Raw genomic sequence first — 18,626 nt, forward strand, 5'->3', positions numbered from 1 at the left:
TCAGGTCTCCCGTGCCTGGGCGATGGCCCGGATATCTTGGGTGAATTTCGATATGCCTTGCAGGGACAGGAGTATGGCGCCGACCACCATGGCCCATTTCATCGGCCAATAGGCGATGCGCCATTCGGTGAAGGATACTTCGGAAACACGCGTCGCATCCATGGCGAAAATCCAGCTCGTCACCAGCAGCACTCCGGCGAAAATGAAGAAAAAGATCGAGGTGAGAAGATCGATGATCGCCTTGCGTCGTGCCGACCAGGTTGCATAGAAAATGTCGACGCGCACATGGTTCTCGGTCAGCATGGCATAGGCGCCGCAGATCAAATACTGCATACCGAACATCAGAAACATGCTTTCATGTGCCCAGATCGTTGGTGAGTTAAAGACGTAGCGGGCCATGACTTCGTAGTAATAGACAAAGACGGCGATGACCGCCCAATACGAAACGAACTCGCCGGTCAGCATGGACAGCCGGTCGATCGCGCCAGTCCATCCGCGGGTGAGATAGGCTTTATCGGGCTGGCGGCCGAGTATTTCGTCTTCGGTCGGAATCGTCGAGTTGGGCCCTACCAAAGGCGGTTCGCCAATGGTTTCTGCCGGTTTGCGCCGGTTCGCTGTAGCCACCAGCCGCGGCAGCAGGATCGCATCAATTGCCATCGCTGCAAGAATGACGATGAATGCGTAGAAGGCCCGGCTGCGCCAGGTCACGAAGCTTGTTCTTGCCGCATCAGCGACCGGCTTTGCCCGTTCAAATGTTTGTTCAGCCTGCGAAATCCGTTCCCTGCTCCTCTCGTCCTTGCTTCGGGCGCTCTCAATCTTTCGCTCCGCCAATCGTTGCGCGATGCTGCCTTCTTCCGCCTCTTCGAACTGGGTCTGAAGCTGCGCGATTCGTTCGGCGGAGCCGGCCAAACGCCCCGTCTCTCGTTCGAGAGCCGATTGGGCGGTGCTGACCTGATTGGCGGCATTGGAGAGTGCGACGCGCGCGTCCCGCTGCTGCGCGTTGGCAACCAGAATGAAAAGGAAAGCCAGTATAAAGACAAACCCCAGTTTGCTTCTGAGATAGAGGCGATGCAATCCGAGCATGCCGCCGGTAACAAGGATGAAATACCCAAGCGGCAGCGAGAAGGGACGCGTGCCGGTGATCGAGGACCGGCGGGCAAGGATCATGGCGAGCGCAGGGAATATGACCAGCCCCGCCCAGTAAAGCCAGTGAGGCAGCACGAACGTCAATGATGGCATTCGTCTCTCCAGAAATCGAAGGGGAAAAGAAAAAGCAGGCGCCCCCGGACCGGAGGGCGCCCAATATGCGGGTGAACGCAAGCACTCAGAGCTTGATTTCCTGACCTTCCAGCATGGCGTCGTCCACATAACCCAGCGAGCCGGATTTCATGTACTGGAGCTGGATTTGGAAGATGCGGGCGGCATACTTGTCCTTGTTGGCCCAATTGAACCAGATCGGCACCGCCACTTCGGTCATGATTTCCACATCATCGGTCGACAGGCGCGTGATCTCGGTTCCTTCCTCTTCGAACTTGAGCCATGCGTCCTGGTTGGCCTGCTGGATGCCTGCGAAGTGGAGATTCGAGTAGACTTGAGTTTCCATCTCCACGAATTGCTTCATCTCGTCGCTGAGGGAATTCCAAGCATCCATGCCGACCGTGATATCCATCAAGTCGACCGGTTGATAGACCGACATGAATCCGGCTGGCCCCATTGATATGTATTTGGTCACCTGCGCGAACCCGAGTGCATAGTTCACAGCCGGTCCGGTGTAGTCGGCAACGTCGATGGTACCCTTCTCGAGCGCGGGGAAAATCTCCGAACCCGGAAGAACCGTCGTCTTGGCGCCGAGTGCCTGGAACACTTCGGCGACCATGCCGCCCGGCACGCGCATCTTGCGGCCGCTGAAGTCGTCTACCGAGCGGATAGGAACCTTCGAATGGATGATGTTGGCGTCATGCTGGACGGGGCCGACAAAATGCATGTTCTGCGCGGCATAGATTTCGCGGGCGATTTCCAGTCCCCCGAGGCCGTAATAGAAGGCGTCGAACTCACTCGGGTTGCGCAGGCCGAGCGGATACGACGTTAGAAATACCGCAGCAGGAATTATGCCCTGAGCATAAATGGTGAACGGATTGACAGCCTGCAGGACGCCATTCTTGACCGCGTCGTAGAGTTGGAAGTCACCGACAATGTCATTGGCCCCGTAAGGCTCCAAGGCGAGCTGGCCGCTCGTCTTCTCAACGATCGTCGCGCACCAGTCCTTGAATATCTTGAGGCCGGCCCCACCCGGCCAGGAAGTCTGTATCTTCCAGGTCGTGGTCTGGCCCTGCGCGGTAGCGATGCTTGGCATGGCAAGCGTGGAGCCTGCCGTGGCGGCACCTATCAGCGCCGAGTTGCGGATGAACTTCCTTCTGGTCACTTCAGACATCGGATTCTCTCCTCCCTACAGTTAAGGCCGCGCCATTACACCCGGCGTCTTCTGCGGACTGCCTGCAAGTACGGGCGCGCCTTGCACGGCGACAGTGTCGCATTCTTGTTTGCATGTGACAACCTGTCGCGGGATGCATGTCTGACCAGGCAATCTTCATGCCAACCGAATCCTTCTGAAGGCTCGCTTTCCCCGTCCGGATTCGGTTCCATAGCCGTGGATGGTTTGTACGGAGGCTATCGATGTGGGCTAGGCTTGTCGAAATGGGAGGGCCTGAGAAGCGGTTCGCTCCGGACGAACTCAGGCAAGAGGCGCGTAGCTGCCACCACCTTGAAGCTGCGAATAGCCGCTTATGGGTTTGGCGCAGCCAGCTCGGAATAGCTGAATTGGGGTCGCAAGCGGTCCGCGTGTAGATCGTCAATTTCGCAATCGGCTTTTTTTTGGGTAGGATGAGTTGCTCGACGCGGCGCGCGCACTATTGAAGGATGGGTTCCCAGTCACGAAAGGCATCCGCCTTCTCGGCGTGACGCTGTCTTCACAGGACGGCCACGATAGTATTCCAACGGAAGGCCTATTGGCTCTGTTCTGATCGTGGCCGAGGTTCCTTGCGCACGCCGTCGCCCGTGGCCGGTGCGACGGTCCTACCCTTCACCGCTCGACGATCTCGACTCTCCGGTTCTTTGTCCGGCCCTCCTCGGTGCGATTGGTAGCGACAGGCGCAGCCATGCCGACGCCGACAGCGGTGAGGCGGTCGGCGTCTAATTCGTAACCGGACAACAGCGCCCCGACCACGGCCTTTGCACGCCTGAGCGACAGATCGTGGTTGTAGTCGAACGCGCCCTTGGCGTCCGTATGGCCGACGATCAACACCTCGAGGTCGGGGCTGTCCTTCAGGAGTGCGGCAATCTCCTGAAGCTGAGGCTCGGAATCCGGCCTTATATCTGCCTTGTCGAAATCGAAAAGGATGCCATAGACGGCAACCCGCCCCTCCGTCGCAATCTCCGACTGGAGTGCGCTGGCGTCGAGCACCACCATCTTTGCTTCCATGGGCTTCAGCTCGACGATATCGAGCTGCACCATGGCGCGGTTTGCATTCGCACCGCCGCCGGCCTTGTTCATCACGGCGTAGATTGCGGCATAGACATCGCCCTCGGGCCGTGACTGCTTGGTTGCCAGATAGCGCTGTTCGGCCTGATATTCGCCGAACAGCGAATAAAGCTTGCCGGTCGCAATCGCGTGGTTGAAGTTTCGCCCGCCGCAGGCGTCCGTCTCGCAGGTGAAGACGGCCTCGAAACCGGCAGCCTTCAGGGTGTTCTCATAGTTGCGGAAGACCTCCAAGACCGAGCGGTCGGCCGGTGCACGATAGCTGATGCGCATCACCTTGCCTTCGAGCGGCAGGGTGGCATCGAGGTTCTTGTCGAGCCCGCCGTAATTCTTCGCCCGCGCGTTGAGCAGCCGGTAATCGGTGAATTTCTCCGCGGTGTAGCTGACGATCTCCGAACCCTCGTAGCGCGGGAGCAATGGATGGTCGGCGCTGCCAGCCACGTCGGCGGCTAGCGCTGCTGAAGCGGAGAGTAAGACCGCGCCCAATGCCAGAAATATCGCGGTTTCCGTCAAAGCCATGTTGCGTCCTCTCTTGCCCGACCCCGCTATTATCGGCGTAAGGCTTTCCCATAATCATACGTTTGCCCGATACTCACTCGATCATTGCATCGAGGATCGATACGTCGAATGCATTTTCTTGGCCACGTTTGACGATGAGCGCCGTAGCCGCGACCTGAAATGCTCCGATCTCGACAAGACAGACGCCATGCTGTGCCTCGTATAGCTCATGGCTTTTCACCAGGCAGCGGAATGTCGGCCGCTCCCAATGCACCGAAAACGACCGCAGATTGGCAAAGCCCGTATCCTGGATGAGCGCCCGTTCGATTTGCCCGGTGAGACCTTGCGCATCAATGCCAAACAGCGTCTCGGGGGCCGATGCGGTGGCCGGCTGGTAGAACCGGATATCGTCGGCCCGGCCCGGCCCGGCCCATAGACCGGCAAAAGCAACCATGAGGAGCAGCAACCTCATCGAGATTCTGCCGCCAATGCAACTCCCTTTTGACCGCGGTTCCATCGCATTCCCCTTGTCCGCCGGTGCCTGGCCAATAATGTCTACTCGGTTTCGCGCCGGATCCTTGAATATTATGTCATCATCGGCTCCGGTGTCGCCGGCACCGGAAGCTCATGTGTCGTGGTCATGGCGTCGGGAGAGGTCGCTTTCAGCTTTCCTCGAAACCGTAGTTGATCCTGGCACAGATTGAGCTGCCCGTCTTCCACGGACCAGCGCCCGGCCGTCTGCGAAGCCGCCTGGCCGTCGCCACGCATATCACCACGATTGGTTTTCGCAATCGTCGTCAATTCGGCGGCAAGCGAAGCGGTCGCGTAGGTGCCATCAGATTCGTAGACCGTGATGACATTCCGTCGTTCGCCCTCAATTACCTTCGGCCGTTGCATGACCCTTTGCATCCATTCGATCGGCCGTCGCCCGTTTCCTGCCACCTGCCGACGATGCATGCGTCAATCGTATCGGAGCCGCCGCAGGGTTGGCACCCGGCTTCGCGATCGCCTCCAGGGCCCGAACGCGTCGCCAGTCGAGGCCCGCAAACAGCGCTTCAAACTGGGCATGGCCTTTGCGGAAGTCCACCGGCTTCGTCGCCACCATGATTCGCACACGGTTCGATGGAAAGATCATGCCGAGGCCTTGAACGCTCGTGCGACGGCCACGATCCGTGCCGCAGATGCGCCTTATCTCGAGCTCAGAACCTGTGTTCAATCCAGAGTCATCGCCATTGGCCCGGCCAGGACAAGGGCGATCAGGTCTGCCTGGCGGTTCGTATTCGTCTTCCGAAACAGGTTGCGCATATGGAAGGCGGTGGTCGTTGGCGAAACCCCGAAACTCGCCGAAATATAGTCGGGACGTTTCCCCTCGGCCAAGGCAAGCGCGATCTGCGCCTCGGTGGGCGTCAGGCCGAAAAGTCCGCACAGAACGTTTTCGGGAACGCAAGGACGGCGTTCAGGGTCCGAAATGAACATGGCGGCGGCCGTCCCCTCGCCGTCATCCTGGCCGGCCAGGGTACAGGCAAGAACAAGCAGGTCGCGGCGTCCCGATGGTCTGGGCACCGTCAGACACATGACCTGGTCATCCCCTTTCAGGCCGGCATCGATCGTTGCCGATATGATGCGCTTCAGTTCCGTGGAATGATCAGCGAGCGACGCCTTCATCGTCTCGCCGATGATTAGCCCGTCATCTTCCCCCGCGTAATCACGCGCCGTGCGATTGGCAAAACGAACCTGGCCATGGCGATCGAGAAGAACAATGCCGAGGGCGACATAGTCAAGGACACGAACGGTGTTGTCGAAAATGCTGCGGGTTTCCTGTTCCTGCAAGTTGGCGAGAGCACCGCGGATTTCGACGACCTCGGCCGCGACCTTATCGCGCATCCGCGAGACCTGACGTAGCCTGGCGGCAATGGTCGCCAGCATCAGTTCGAAATCGATCGGCTTGACGAGATAGTCGTCGGCGCCGGCACGCTTGCCGTCCGCGACTTCTTTCGGATCTGCCAATGCCGTCAGGAAGACGAAGGGAACGTCGGCAAGGTCCGGTCGTGTTTTGCGGACTTCCCGCAAAAGATCGTAGCCATTCTGGACCGGCATGTTTACGTCGCACAGGATGAGGTCGGGGTTCACCGCAGCCAGTTGCGCCATGGCCTGTGCGCCATTGCTGGCTTCGAGAACCGTATATCCGGCTTCCTCCAGCTCTTCGACGAGATCGATACGCAGATCGTCTTCGTCTTCCACGCAAAGCAGTAGCGGCCTGGTCGTTTCAGCATCTTTGGAAGACGCGTTCATCTCCAGATTTCCAACAGGGCTCTGAACCATATCGACCTCTTAACACCGGCTTGCGGTTGTTTACGCGACGTCGCGCGCCAAGCGGCTTTCCGCAACTTGCGGAAGACGCAGCGTAAAGGTGGACCCGACCCCTTCCTCGCTTTCCACCGTGACATCCCCGCCATGCATGCGCGCCAGATGACGCGCGAGGTTGAGGCCAAGCCCGGTGCCCGCTATATGGTGCGCGGTGCTGGCCCGGAAAAACCGCTCGAACAGACGCGGTAGCTCGTCGGTGGGAATGCCGACGCCATCGTCTTTCACGGAGCAGCAGAACGATCCGCCGTTGGCCCAGACGCGTACCTCGACCGGGGCCGTTGACGGTGAATATTTGAGCGCGTTCGAAAGAAGGTTCGTCAGAACCTGCTCGACCAGAACCGGATCGCATTGCACTTCCATCGGATCACTCTCAGCCGATACCAGAATCCGGCGTCCCGGCATGGCGTCCTGCTGGTGCGCGCAGGCACCGCGGACCAGAGCGGCGACATCGCAATCATTCGCATTGACATGCTCCGGTTCGGCATCGAAACGAGTGGCGCTCAGCGTCGTGTCGATAAGCTGGGTCATCCTGCTGATGGCGGCTCGTATCCTGGTGGTGCGTTCGGCAAGTTCATCGGCCGTCACTTTTTCTCCGCGGCGTGCGAGCCGTTGAGTACTGGAGTCGATGACGGCCAGCGGCGTACGAAACTGATGCGAGGCCATGGCGGCAAAACTTCGATAGAACTCATTGACGCCCTGCTCCTTCTTCAGCGCTTCCTCCAAAGCGAGCGCGGCCATCTTGTATGGCGTGACATCCGCTAGGCGCATGACGGTCCCCCCCGTGGGCATCGATCTGATGGTCATCTGGGTCCATTTGCCGCCCGCCATATGGAGATCCCTGCGCACATCGCTTCCCTCCGTGAGTTCACTATCGGGATGAGCGCCCTGATCCGGGTGGGCCAATTGCATCACGGCATCCATTACATGCTGAACCGGCGTTCCGGCCGCGACCAGATCGTCGTTCAATGGCAGCAAGTCCCGAAGATGACGATTGGCCAGGACCAGTCGGCCTTCCGTGTCGAAAGCTGCAAACCCGTCCGGCGCCGTGTCGATCGCCGACACGAGCTGAAGCTGGGCATGTTCGAGATCGCGTGTCCGTTCCTGGACAATCTTTTCGAGCTGGCTGCTGTGGCGCGCCAATGCACGCTGAGCGGCATGGCGTTCGGTCACATCGCGAATGAACAGGATAATACCGGTCGTCTTGCCCTCGGTACGCAATGGAAAACATGCCAGGTCGATATAGACCTGTGCCGCGTCCGGTTTCGGGACGAACATCTCGTCGCCGACGAAGACCTCCTCCCCGGCCAGCCCGCTCTCAAGTGCGGTTTTGATCGATGGCTTCTCGAAGAAATTGGAAACCTGCGCGATCTCCATTCCGGTGCAGCTTGCGGCTGTGACGGCGAAGAGGCGCTCCGTGCCGGGGTTCAGCAATATGCATCGCAACCCGCTGTCCAGCGCCACGATGCCCTCGCCGCTCGAGTTGATCAGCAGATCGGAGAATTCCTTTTCCTTGCGGAGCGATCGCTCCGCGGCTCTTTCCTTGTGGAGAGTGAGCAGCAGCCTTACCGCCAGAAACAGCCCGCTGAGCATGATGCCGATGGCAGCGGCGATGACCTGCAATACAGCACCTCGGTATTGGTCGAGCCGCGCTCCCGATTCTTCCCACTGCCTTATCATCGCCGCGTTGGCGACCCGACCCAACAGCGCGTTCAAGGGTTGCAGCGCTTCGTGAAATTCGTCCGCTATGACTGTTGCACCCGGCACGATTGTGTCGAGGCGGGGCTCGAAAATATGGACAGCCTCCGAATGTTCGCCGATGGCATGGGCCATCCCGAGTTCATCCAGGTACCGGGCCTGCGGCCCCTGGGACAGCAGTTTCAGGCGGCTCAGCAAAATGTCGTACCGAAGCCGGATATCCGTATTTTCGAGGTCACCGTTGGTCCGCCTTGCGACCTGTTCATCGAGGCGCAGACCGGCGATTTCCGCCTGCGTGAGGACCCAGAGCATGTTCTCTCCGACATTGAGACGCATGTCCTTTTCGATTCTCGCCAGGGTCGACATGGAGAACGCCAGGAAGACGGCGAACGCCACCACGACAATCGCCGGCACGCCGTACGAGATGAGATTTCGACGCCGCTCTCTCACCGGACGTCCAGATGGTGCAACTGCCAGACCCAGCGAGAATCATATCTGATGTCCTGCAACACCGTGAAATCGTCGCGTGGATAAACGATCCAGTATGGCCCCTTGTCGCGCCGGGTAAGCTGCTCTCCATCCATTTGGAATGCCATCAGAACATCGAATTCCTCAAAATCGGTCACGGGTATGTCGACAACATAATCATTGAGAGCGCTTGCGGTGACGACCGTCCCGGCTGCACCGACGACATCGAGCAAATCACGCATCAGGACGCCCTTGAACCGTTTGACGCCGTCTGCGACGACCGTCGTAGTCTCCAGCGTGCTCAGGGCAAGCGCCTCGATCATTGCGCGATCGAAACGGGCCTCGCCGTCGCCATTGGTGCGTTCGATATCGCCCGTAATACGCAGCAACACCTTGCCGGCCGGCTGCGGCAGATCTTTTGCCAAAGCCCCGGCCGGAAGTCCGAGCAGGGCTGCGACCAGCAGGATAGGCCGGAAATATCGGGCAAATCCGGGTAGCCAGCGCGTGGACCCGTCATCCTTCGGGTTTTGAAAAGGTTCGCCGTTCCAACTCCGGTCCGTTCGATGTGCACGTTCAATTCGCATCCTCGCCCCCATAGCAGAGATCAGGCTACGTTCGGTCGATCACAAAATGCAAGGACGTGGGCGCCTGGCTTTGTTCGAAGTGAAAGTTCCTAAGATGAACCGACGCCTGCGAATTGACCTTCCCAAAGACAGGTTACTGAGAAGCGTGCAGCGATTTAATTCTCCTTTCCCGTCCGTTTAGACGGGGCGCCCACCCTGATCTTTCTGATACCGGAAGGCTGGGTTGCGAATCGCCGAGGGATCGCATTCGCCTATGGTCGAGGCGTGACACGCCTGTTGGGGGAGCAATGTGGGATTTTGAAATAGGCAAGGCGCTCAGCCTTATGTGGCGGACGCTGCCATTCGTCATCTTCCGCATGCTGGTCTATTTCGGCATCGCTGTCGCCTATGTCGTTGCCACGGGCGTTGGCGCCGGTGTCGGCTGGGGGATCGGAAATATCGGCGACGAGGGTTTTCGGGCAAGCGCCTCGCTATGGGGCGGGATCGCCGGCTTCGGAATTGTCGGCGTGGTCATGTACTGGCTGCGCGAATATATCCTGTATCTGGTCAAGGCGGGCCACATCGCGGTGCTGGTGGAACTGCTTGACGGCAAGCCCATGCCGGAAGGGCGTTCGCAGATATCCTATGCGCAATCGGTCGTCAGCGAGCGGTTCGCCGAGGCAAGTGTGCTGTTTGCGGTGGACCAGCTCGTCAAGGGCGTTCTCGCCGCCATCACCGGGCTGATGCGCGGCATACTTTCGATCCTGCCGCTGCCGGGCATAAAACAGTTGGCCAGCATATTGCGCGCATTTTTGCGGATCGCCGTCGGCCTGATCGACGAGGTGATCTTCGCCTATGCCATCAGAACGGGTGCGACCAACCCGTGGGAGTCTGCCCGCACGGCCCTGATCCTCTATGGCCAGAACTACAAGCCGATGCTGAAGAACGCGGCGTGGATCGCCTTATTCGTCTATGGGCTGTCGTTTCTGGTTTTCCTTGTCATGCTCGCGCCGGCAATGGCCATCGTTTACCTGATACCGGGCGCGTGGGCGGCGGGCGGCGTGATCTTTGCGCTGTTGTTTGCATGGAGCGTGAAAGCTGCGCTGCTTGAGCCGTTTGCCATCGCCTGCATGATGCAGGCCTATTTCCGCGCCATCGACGGTCAGCGGCCGGACCCCGCATGGGAAGCGCGCCTCGACGAGCTGTCGGGGAAATTCCGTACTCTCAAGGACCGCGCGCTCGCCTGGTCGAAGCCGCGGGGCGCGCCGTCCGCGCTGGCGGCGAAGCTGCCATGACACTGAATGAATTGATCGGCGCGAACGGGAGAACCTGGTGACAGCGCATTGCAAACCTGCACATTCCAAATCTGCTTCCGCCATTTTCAGGCCGCACCGCATGGGCATAGCGGCGGTGGCGATCATACTGCAGGCGGGCTTGACCATGTCGTCGGCCCTCGCTGTCGTCCTGCCGGAAACGGTTACGAACGAGTTGGAGCAGCGTTTCGATGGCTTCGTCGGACAGGGTGGATTCACCGAGATCGATGCAGAGTCCCTGACCGAGGGGAACTGGTATGACCCGGCACGCTTCCCGCAAATAGGGTCTTCCGCTTTCCAGCCCGACGCCGCCATCGATCCGGTCACGAAAAGCATTCTGCTCGTGGAAAGCCGCGAGGCGCAGCTTCCCCACACCCGTTACCAGGTCACCTACCGGCTGTCAGCGGCATCCCCCGACTATCCCGATGTTCGATACGCCTATGTCGAGGTGACGAGGTTCAATCTCGGGCCTGCCGTCCACAAGGACGTTATTGGTGCGTATGGAGCCGAGAATGCCGCGCCTGAGAAGGTCTTCGGCATAGGCCCGCATATCACATGGCGTTTCATTGCCGGCGAAGTGATGGGGATGCGGGCGAGCGTCGTGCGCGCCAGCCGCAAGGAACTGAGCGATCGTGAGGCGCGAGCGGCCGATTGCCTGGGCGTGCCCTGCCTGTCACTCGACATTCCCGAGGGGCCGAGCGGGAAATGGCAGACGATATCGGCGCCCGATTTTGAGCTTCCCGTCTATCAAGAGACGGATGGCGCCATGCCGGGGCCGGCCGGTATTGCCGATTATCTGTTCTCCCATGCGACGCGCAATGGCGAGGAACCCGGCGACGGGGCCTTTGCCGACAGGCCGCAAATGGTTTTCGTCATTTCGATGAACATAAGTGGCCAGGAGCAGACGGCCTTGGGCCTTCTTCATCGACCCTGGCTGATGGACGACGCTATTTCCGACATCTGGACACAGCGTCTCCAGGTCGGCCGCGATCTGATCGAGTGGCACGAACTGACAGTCCACCGCCCAGGACGGCAATGAGAATGCGCGGCCCGTTCTTCCGAATTTTAAGAAGGTCTACCACCATGAACATTTTTGCGAAGTTTCTGGCTGTTTCGGCGTTGCTCGGCTTGAGCGTGCCGGCAATGGCTGCCGAGCGATCGATCATCGTCCTCGACGGGTCTGGCTCGATGTGGGGTCAGATCGAAGGCGTGCCTAAACTCGAGATCGCGCGTAGCGCCCTGCGTGATGTTCTGGAAAACGTGCCCGACGGCCTTGAGCTGGGCCTCATGGCATATGGCCACCGGGAAAAGGGCAATTGCTCGGATATCGAGTTGCTGGTTCCGCCCCACGCCAATGCCGGGCCGGAAATCATCGCCGCCGCCGACAACATGAAATTTCTCGGCAAGACGCCGATCTCGGCCGCTGTAAGGAAGGCCGCCGACACGCTGCGCTTCACCGAAGACAAGGCGACGGTCATTCTCATTACCGATGGCATCGAGACATGTGAGGCGGATCCATGTGCGATTGCAGCCGACCTGGAAGAGCGCGGCATGGATTTTACCGCGCATGTCGTCGGGTTCGGCCTATCGGAGGATGAGGGCAGGCAGGTTTCATGCCTGGCCGAAAAGACAGGCGGGCGTTATTTCCCGGCCGGCAATGCGGCCGAACTAACGCGCGCCATGAGCGAGACCGTGGCGGTGGTTCAAACCGAACCGGAACCGGTGCAAGAAAAATTGCCGGACGCAACCGTCGAAGCGCCCGCCGAGATTCCTGCCGGTGCGGACTTCGAGGTCGCCTGGACGGGCCCGGACAATCACGACGACTACATCACCATTGTCGAAAAGGGCGCGCCTGAGGATAAATATAACAGCTACGCCCGCACCAACCGGGGCTCGCCGGCAAATATCCGGGCACCCGACGCCGTCGGCGCCTACGAAATCCGCTATGTACTGAAGGAAACGAAGCGTGTGCTGGCCAGCCAGGACGTCACGCTGACGCCTGTTTCTTCAACGGTCGAAGCGCCCGCCGAGATTCCTGCCGGTTCGGACTTCGAGGTTGCCTGGACGGGGCCGGATAATCACGACGACTACATCACCATCGTCGAAAAGGGCGCGCCTGAGGATAAGTATAACAGCTACGCCCGCACCAACCGCGGCTCGCCGGCGAAAATCCGGGCACCCGACGCCGTCGGCGCCTACGAAATCCGCTATGTGATGCAACAGTCCAAGCGCGTTCTGGCCAGCCAGGCGGTCACGCTGACGCCCGTATCGGCGACCCTCGAAATCCTGAACACGCCCGTTCCGGGAGGCGCCGTCGAAATTGCCTGGACGGGCCCGGACAGTCACGACGACTACATTACCGTCGTCGAGAAGGGCGCGCCTGAGGATAAGTATAACGACTACGCCCGCACCAACCGCGGCTCTCCGGCGAAGATCACTATGCCGAAAGCCATCGGCGCCTACGAAATCCGCTATGTGGTGAACCAGTCCAAGCGCGTGCTGGCGAGCGTCCCCGTGACGCTGGCGGAGGCGGCGGCCAGCCTGTCGGCGCCGGGTTCCGCTGCAACCGGGGCGACCCTCAAGGTGGAATGGACCGGACCGGCCAATTGGGAGGATTTCATCGAAATCGTGCCGGCCGGTGCGCCTGCCGATACCAAGCCGCTGCGCGAGACGCGAACGTCTCAGGGAAGCCCATTATCGATCTTCGCGCCGTCATCGCCCGGAGAATACCTGATCCGCTACAAGATGCGCGGCACAGGTGAAGTGGCGGCGGAGATCCCGCTGATTGTCGAATAGCTGAATCACCGCCCGTTTCCGGGGTGGCAGTCAGGCGCCGACACCAAGAAACATATAGTGATTGGAAGGGGGACAAGGAGATGCTGGAAGTGAGCCTTGGAGTCGATGTCTTCGACACGGCAGAGGCGGCTTCGAGCAATTTCCGTAGTGTCACACGCGGCATGTCCGCCAAGGAAGTCTCCGATGCCATGGATGGCATCGTGAATAAGGCCACAGAAAAGGTAGAACTCGACAGCGGAACCAAGCAGGGCGCGGCCAAGCAGCTTTCCAGCGCGGGCGGCGGCAAGGGGCTTCACTTCGAGGATGTGGAGGGTGTTGCAGATGAGGCCCGTTTCGGGACGAGGTTCGGAACGCTCTATGTCCGGCAGGGCAATCTGCAACTTCGCCTGGGCGCCTATCACGGCCACGGCATGATGCCGTCGGAACCGGGCAAATCGATAATGACGGCAATCAAGGAATGGCAAAAAGAAACCATGTCGGCCCGCAAGCAGCAGAGCGCCGAACTGGCAAAGGCCATTGTCGCGGCGCTGTGACCGCAGATCCGGAGGCCCAAACTACCCTCTGGCGACACCCACGACCCTTACGACCATCCGAAACAGGAGGCACGAAATGGACTTTCGCTATCTCTACACATCATTCGACGGGCGCATCAATCGCAAGCCCTTCTGGATTGCCTGCCTGATCATGGTCCTGGCGGCGGTGATCCTTTCCATCGTGATCGTCATGCCGCTTTCAGCGGTCAGCTCGACGCTGGGAGCCGTGGCAAGCCTGATCCTGTCTCTGGCATTTCTTTATCCCGCTGTCGCCGTTGGGGTGAAGCGGCTTCACGATCAGGGCAAGCCAGGCCTTCTCATGGCGGTTTTCATGGCGCCTGGTTTGATATCGCAGGTCGGAACTCTCCTCGGGCTTACCGGAAGCGAGCAGATGCTCGCCGGACAGAGCATCTATCTGCCCAATACGCTGGGATGGGCGCTCAACATCGTAACGCTCGTGATCGGGATCTGGGCGCTGGTGACGCTCGGCTTCCGAAAAGGCACGAGCGGCACCAACGTATACGGTCCAGATCCTTTGATGGGCGAGGCTCCGCAAGCGTCAGCGGGTTAATAGGAACGTCCGCACGTGAGAGGGGGCGACACAAACCTTGAAAAACCTAGTCGGCAGGCGCGCTTGAACCAGTTTGGTTATCTCTTCAAGCGGTGCTGTCACGTCGATTTTTCGTCAACCGATGTCTCGTAGTTCTTGGGGATGAGTACACCGGCACCGACTTATAAGAACCATCGCTACCCGATCGAGGTTCGAGAGAATGCACCATAGATATATTGACATAAAGATATCGTTATGTGAATAGCAGGACTGCTGTCGCATTGGGAACGAAATATGTCGCATGATCTGTCATTGCTGGATGAACTTTTCGGCCCGGTCGCCGCCAAACCGGATGGCACCAAAGTGCTGGCCGCGCTGACCACCGCCGCACGCGAGCGTATCCTCATCCTCGATGGTGCGATGGGCACGCAGATCCAGGGACTTGGCTTCGACGAGGATCATTTTCGCGGCGACAAGTTCGTCGGCTGTGCCTGCCATCAGCACGGCAACAACGACCTGCTGATCCTTTCGCAGCCGAAGGCGATCGAGGATATTCATTATCAGTACGCCATAGCCGGCGCCGACATCATCGAGACGAACACGTTTTCGTCTACCTCCATCGCGCAGGCGGACTACGGCATGGAGGAAGCCGTCTACGAACTGAACCGTGATGGCGCGCGGCTGGTGCGGCGCGCCGCGATCCGGGCGCAACAGGAGGACGGCAAGCGCCGCTTCGTCGCCGGCGCGATCGGCCCGACCAACCGAACGGCCTCGATGTCGCCCGACGTCAACAATCCCGGCTACCGCGCGACATCCTTCGACGACCTGCGCCTCGCCTATGGCGAGCAGTTGCGCGGCCTGATCGACGGGGGCTCCGACATCATTCTCATCGAGACGATCTTCGACACGCTGAACGCCAAGGCGGCGATCTTCGCTTGCGAAGAAATCTTTGCCGAGAAGGGTATCTGGCTGCCGATCATGATTTCCGGCACGATCACCGACCTGTCCGGCCGCACGCTGTCGGGCCAGACGCCGACCGCCTTCTGGCATTCGATCCGCCACGCAAAGCCCTTCACGGTCGGGTTGAACTGCGCGCTCGGCGCGGCCGCCATGCGGCCGCATCTGGCCGAGCTTTCCAGCGTCGCGGATACGTTCACCTGCGCCTATCCGAACGCCGGCCTTCCCAACGCCTTCGGCGGATATGACGAAAGCCCGGATTTCATGGCGGGCCAAGTCGAGGATTTCGCGCGCGAAGGCCTCGTCAATGTCGTCGGCGGTTGTTGCGGCTCGACCCCGGAGCATATCCGCGCCATCGCCGAGGCAGTGGGCCGGCATGCGCCACGCAGCCCGGCAGAGCACAAGCCCCTGATGCAACTGTCCGGCCTGGAGCCGTTCACGCTCACCAAGGACATTCCCTTCGTCAATGTCGGCGAGCGCACCAACGTCACCGGCTCCGCCAGATTCCGCAAGCTGGTCACCGCCGGCGACTATGCGGCAGCGCTTGAGGTGGCGCGCGACCAGGTCGCCAATGGCGCGCAGGTCATCGACATCAACATGGACGAGGGCCTGATCGATTCCAAGAAGGCGATGGTCGAGTACCTGAACCTGATCGCCGCCGAACCCGACATCGCGCGTGTGCCGGTGATGATCGACAGTTCCAAATGGGAGGTGATCGAGGCCGGCCTGAAATGCGTGCAGGGCAAGCCGATCGTCAATTCCATCTCGATGAAGGAAGGCGAGGAGGCTTTCCTGCACCATGCAAAGCTTTGCCGCATGTATGGCGCGGCTGTCGTCGTGATGGCCTTCGACGAGCAGGGCCAGGCCGACACCAAGGCGCGCAAGGTCGAGATCTGCACGCGTGCCTACAAGCTGTTGACCGAGCAGGCCGGTTTCTCGCCGGAGGACATCATCTTCGATCCCAACGTGTTCGCGGTGGCGACCGGCATCGAGGAACACGACAATTACGGCGTCGACTTCATCGAGGCCATCGGTGAGATCACCTCGACCTTGCCGTATGTCCACATCTCGGGCGGCATCTCGAACCTGTCCTTCTCGTTCCGGGGCAACGAGCCTGTGCGCGAGGCCATGCATGCCGTGTTCCTCTACCACGCGATCCAGCGGGGCATGGACATGGGCATCGTCAATGCCGGGCAGCTCGTCGTCTACGATACGATTGAACCGGGATTGCGCGAGGCCTGCGAGGATGTGGTTCTCAACCGCGTGCCTGCGGCCGGAGGCACCGCGACGGAACGCCTGCTGGAGATCGCCGAGCGCTTCAGGGGTACGGCCGGCCAGGAGGCCCGGGAACGCGACCTCGCCTGGCGGGAGTGGCCGGTCGAACAGCGCATCTCGCACGCGCTGGTCAACGGCATTACCGAGTTCATCGATGCAGATACGGAGGAGGCGCGACTGGCCGCCGAACGCCCGCTGCATGTCATCGAAGGCCCGCTCATGGCGGGCATGAACGTGGTCGGTGACCTGTTCGGCGCCGGAAAAATGTTCCTGCCGCAGGTGGTGAAGTCGGCGCGCGTCATGAAGCAGGCGGTCGCGTTGCTGCTGCCCTACATGGAGGCGGAAAAGCTGGCCAATGCTGCCAAGGGCATCGACACGGGCGAACGCAAGACCGCCGGCAAGATTCTGATGGCAACGGTGAAGGGCGATGTGCACGATATCGGCAAGAATATCGTCGGCGTCGTGCTTGCCTGCAACAATTACGAGATCATCGACCTCGGCGTTATGGTGCCGGCCACCAAGATTTTGCAAACGGCGCGCGACGAGAAGGTCGATATCATCGGGCTGTCGGGCCTGATCACGCCCTCGCTGGACGAGATGGCGCATGTCGCGTCCGAGATGGAGCGCGAGGGTTTTGACATTCCGCTGCTGATCGGTGGCGCCACCACCAGCCGTGTTCATACGGCGGTGAAAATCCACCCGCGCTACGAGCAGGGCCAGGCGGTTTATGTAAATGACGCCAGCCGCGCGGTTGGCGTGGTGTCCGCCTTGCTGTCGAAGGACGCGAAGGAGGGCTATGTCGACACGGTGCGCACCGAGTACAAGAAGGTGACCGAAGCGCATCACCGATCGGAAGCCGACAAACTGCGGCTGCCGCTGGCCAGGGCGCGCGCCAATTCCCACAAGATCGACTGGGCGAACTACGAACCGCCGAAACCCTCCTTCCTCGGTCTCAAGGTCTTCAAAGGCTGGGACCTTGCTGAACTGGCCCGCTATATCGACTGGACGCCGTTCTTCCAGACCTGGGAACTGAAAGGCCGCTATCCAAAAATCCTCGACGACGAGAAGCAGGGCCCGGCGGCCCGCCAGCTTTTCGAGGATGCCCAGGCGATGCTGAAGAAGATCATCGACGAAAAATGGTTCGCACCGAAGGGTGTGATCGGCTTTTGGCCGGCCAATGCCGTGGGCGACGATATCCGGCTTTATACCGACGAGAGCCGGTCCAAGGAACTTGCAACGTTCTTCACGCTGCGGCAGCAACTGACGAGGCGTGACGGCAGGGCCAACGTCGCGCTCTCCGATTTTGTTGCGCCGGTCGAGAGTGGAAAACCCGACTACCTCGGCGGATTTGTCGTGACGGCCGGCATCGAAGAGGTCGCGATCGCGGAGCGCTTCGAGCGCGCCAATGACGACTACAATTCGATCCTGGTCAAGGCATTGGCCGACCGCTTCGCGGAGGCCTTCGCCGAACGCCTGCACGAGAAGGTGCGCAAGGAGTTTTGGGGCTATGCCTCGGACGAGGACCTCGTACCCGACGAACTGATCCGTGAGCCGTATCAGGGCATTCGCCCGGCGCCGGGCTATCCGGCGCAGCCCGATCACACCGAGAAGGTGACGCTGTTCAGGTTGCTCGACGGCGAGAAGAATGCCGGCGTCAGCCTGACCGAAAGCATGGCCATGTGGCCCGGCTCATCGGTGTCCGGCATGTACCTCTCGCATCCCGAGAGCTACTATTTCGGCGTCGCCAAGGTCGAGCGAGATCAGGTGGAAGATTATGCGCACCGCAAGAGCATGGCGGTGGTGGATGTCGAGCGCTGGCTGGGGCCGATCCTGAACTATATTTCTGCGCCGTTCGCCCAAGCAGCGGAGTAGCGACACCGTCTCCTGTCATGTTGCGTATTGGCAAAGGGGTAATTGGAAGCCGGTTTGATGCCGGCGCTGCCCCCGCAACGGTAGCCTGAATGGTTCGGCTATCGCCCTCAAAGTGTAAGTGGTCGAGCGCTGGCCTTTGGTCCGGGGAATCTCGATAATACGTCGGAAACGGGAGAGCAGGGACCGCAGGCTATGCTGCCCATC

The 18,626-nt window shown here is 60.3% G+C and carries 15 protein-coding genes and 1 riboswitch; of the genes, 6 read left to right on the forward strand and 9 right to left on the reverse strand.

Annotation, left to right across the window (positions count from 1 at the left end):
- From ACX3P0_RS17005 to ACX3P0_RS17045, 9 genes are all read right to left on the reverse strand, one after another.
- Positions 1 to 1,239 (reverse strand): TRAP transporter small permease subunit, encoded by a 1,239-nt coding sequence (locus ACX3P0_RS17005; protein WP_459090245.1) that lies wholly within the window; start codon positions 1,237 to 1,239, stop codon positions 1 to 3.
- 85 nt (positions 1,240 to 1,324) lie between these two features.
- Positions 1,325 to 2,431, reverse strand: a complete 1,107-nt coding sequence (dctP, locus tag ACX3P0_RS17010; RefSeq protein WP_459090247.1) for a TRAP transporter substrate-binding protein DctP — start codon at positions 2,429 to 2,431, stop codon at positions 1,325 to 1,327.
- Between the two features lie 648 nt (positions 2,432 to 3,079).
- Entirely contained in the window at positions 3,080 to 4,054 is a 975-nt protein-coding gene (locus ACX3P0_RS17015; RefSeq protein ID WP_459090249.1) for an OmpA family protein, read from the reverse strand.
- A 73-nt stretch (positions 4,055 to 4,127) separates the two neighbouring features.
- Positions 4,128 to 4,505: a hypothetical protein gene (locus tag ACX3P0_RS17020; protein ID WP_459090251.1), complete on the reverse strand. Its 378-nt coding sequence runs from the start codon at positions 4,503 to 4,505 to the stop codon at positions 4,128 to 4,130.
- Positions 4,506 to 4,618: 113 nt separating this feature from the next.
- Positions 4,619 to 4,930, reverse strand: a complete 312-nt coding sequence (locus tag ACX3P0_RS17025) for a hypothetical protein (RefSeq protein ID WP_459090253.1) — start codon at positions 4,928 to 4,930, stop codon at positions 4,619 to 4,621.
- Positions 4,908 to 5,168 carry a hypothetical protein gene (locus ACX3P0_RS17030; protein WP_459090255.1) on the reverse strand — a complete coding sequence of 87 codons (261 nt, stop codon included), beginning with the start codon at positions 5,166 to 5,168 and terminating at the stop codon, positions 4,908 to 4,910. Before ACX3P0_RS17030 ends, ACX3P0_RS17025 begins: the two co-directional genes overlap by 23 nt.
- Positions 5,169 to 5,245: 77 nt before the next feature.
- Entirely contained in the window at positions 5,246 to 6,325 is a 1,080-nt protein-coding gene (locus ACX3P0_RS17035) for a response regulator (protein WP_459090257.1), read from the reverse strand.
- Positions 6,326 to 6,385: 60 nt separating this feature from the next.
- Positions 6,386 to 8,494, reverse strand: coding sequence for a sensor histidine kinase (locus ACX3P0_RS17040; RefSeq protein WP_459090259.1), 2,109 nt, complete (start codon positions 8,492 to 8,494; stop codon positions 6,386 to 6,388).
- Positions 8,495 to 8,541: 47 nt separating this feature from the next.
- Positions 8,542 to 9,147 (reverse strand): putative pterin-binding protein, encoded by a 606-nt coding sequence (locus ACX3P0_RS17045; RefSeq protein WP_459090261.1) that lies wholly within the window; start codon positions 9,145 to 9,147, stop codon positions 8,542 to 8,544.
- A gap of 287 nt (positions 9,148 to 9,434) precedes the next feature.
- Between ACX3P0_RS17045 and ACX3P0_RS17050 the strand changes: the two genes are divergently transcribed.
- The 6 genes from ACX3P0_RS17050 to metH all read left to right on the forward strand — a co-directional run bounded on the left by ACX3P0_RS17050 (position 9,435) and on the right by metH (position 18,422).
- The gene (locus ACX3P0_RS17050) at positions 9,435 to 10,421 is read left to right on the forward strand and encodes a hypothetical protein (protein ID WP_459090263.1); all 987 of its coding nucleotides are present in this window, start codon (positions 9,435 to 9,437) and stop codon (positions 10,419 to 10,421) included.
- Between the two features lie 37 nt (positions 10,422 to 10,458).
- Positions 10,459 to 11,478, forward strand: a complete 1,020-nt coding sequence (locus ACX3P0_RS17055; protein ID WP_459090265.1) for a hypothetical protein — start codon at positions 10,459 to 10,461, stop codon at positions 11,476 to 11,478.
- Between the two features lie 44 nt (positions 11,479 to 11,522).
- Positions 11,523 to 13,235: a vWA domain-containing protein gene (locus tag ACX3P0_RS17060; RefSeq protein ID WP_459090267.1), complete on the forward strand. Its 1,713-nt coding sequence runs from the start codon at positions 11,523 to 11,525 to the stop codon at positions 13,233 to 13,235.
- Between the two features lie 89 nt (positions 13,236 to 13,324).
- Positions 13,325 to 13,768, forward strand: coding sequence for a hypothetical protein (locus tag ACX3P0_RS17065; protein ID WP_459090269.1), 444 nt, complete (start codon positions 13,325 to 13,327; stop codon positions 13,766 to 13,768).
- Positions 13,769 to 13,844: 76 nt separating this feature from the next.
- Positions 13,845 to 14,339 (forward strand): DUF805 domain-containing protein, encoded by a 495-nt coding sequence (locus ACX3P0_RS17070; protein WP_459090271.1) that lies wholly within the window; start codon positions 13,845 to 13,847, stop codon positions 14,337 to 14,339.
- Positions 14,340 to 14,612: 273 nt separating this feature from the next.
- Positions 14,613 to 18,422: a methionine synthase gene (metH, locus tag ACX3P0_RS17075; protein WP_459090273.1), complete on the forward strand. Its 3,810-nt coding sequence runs from the start codon at positions 14,613 to 14,615 to the stop codon at positions 18,420 to 18,422.
- A riboswitch (cobalamin riboswitch) is annotated at positions 18,418 to 18,618 on the forward strand. It overlaps the preceding gene by 5 nt.
- Positions 18,619 to 18,626 lie beyond the last annotated feature (8 nt).

The organism is Mesorhizobium sp. A556 (genome assembly GCF_054489545.1).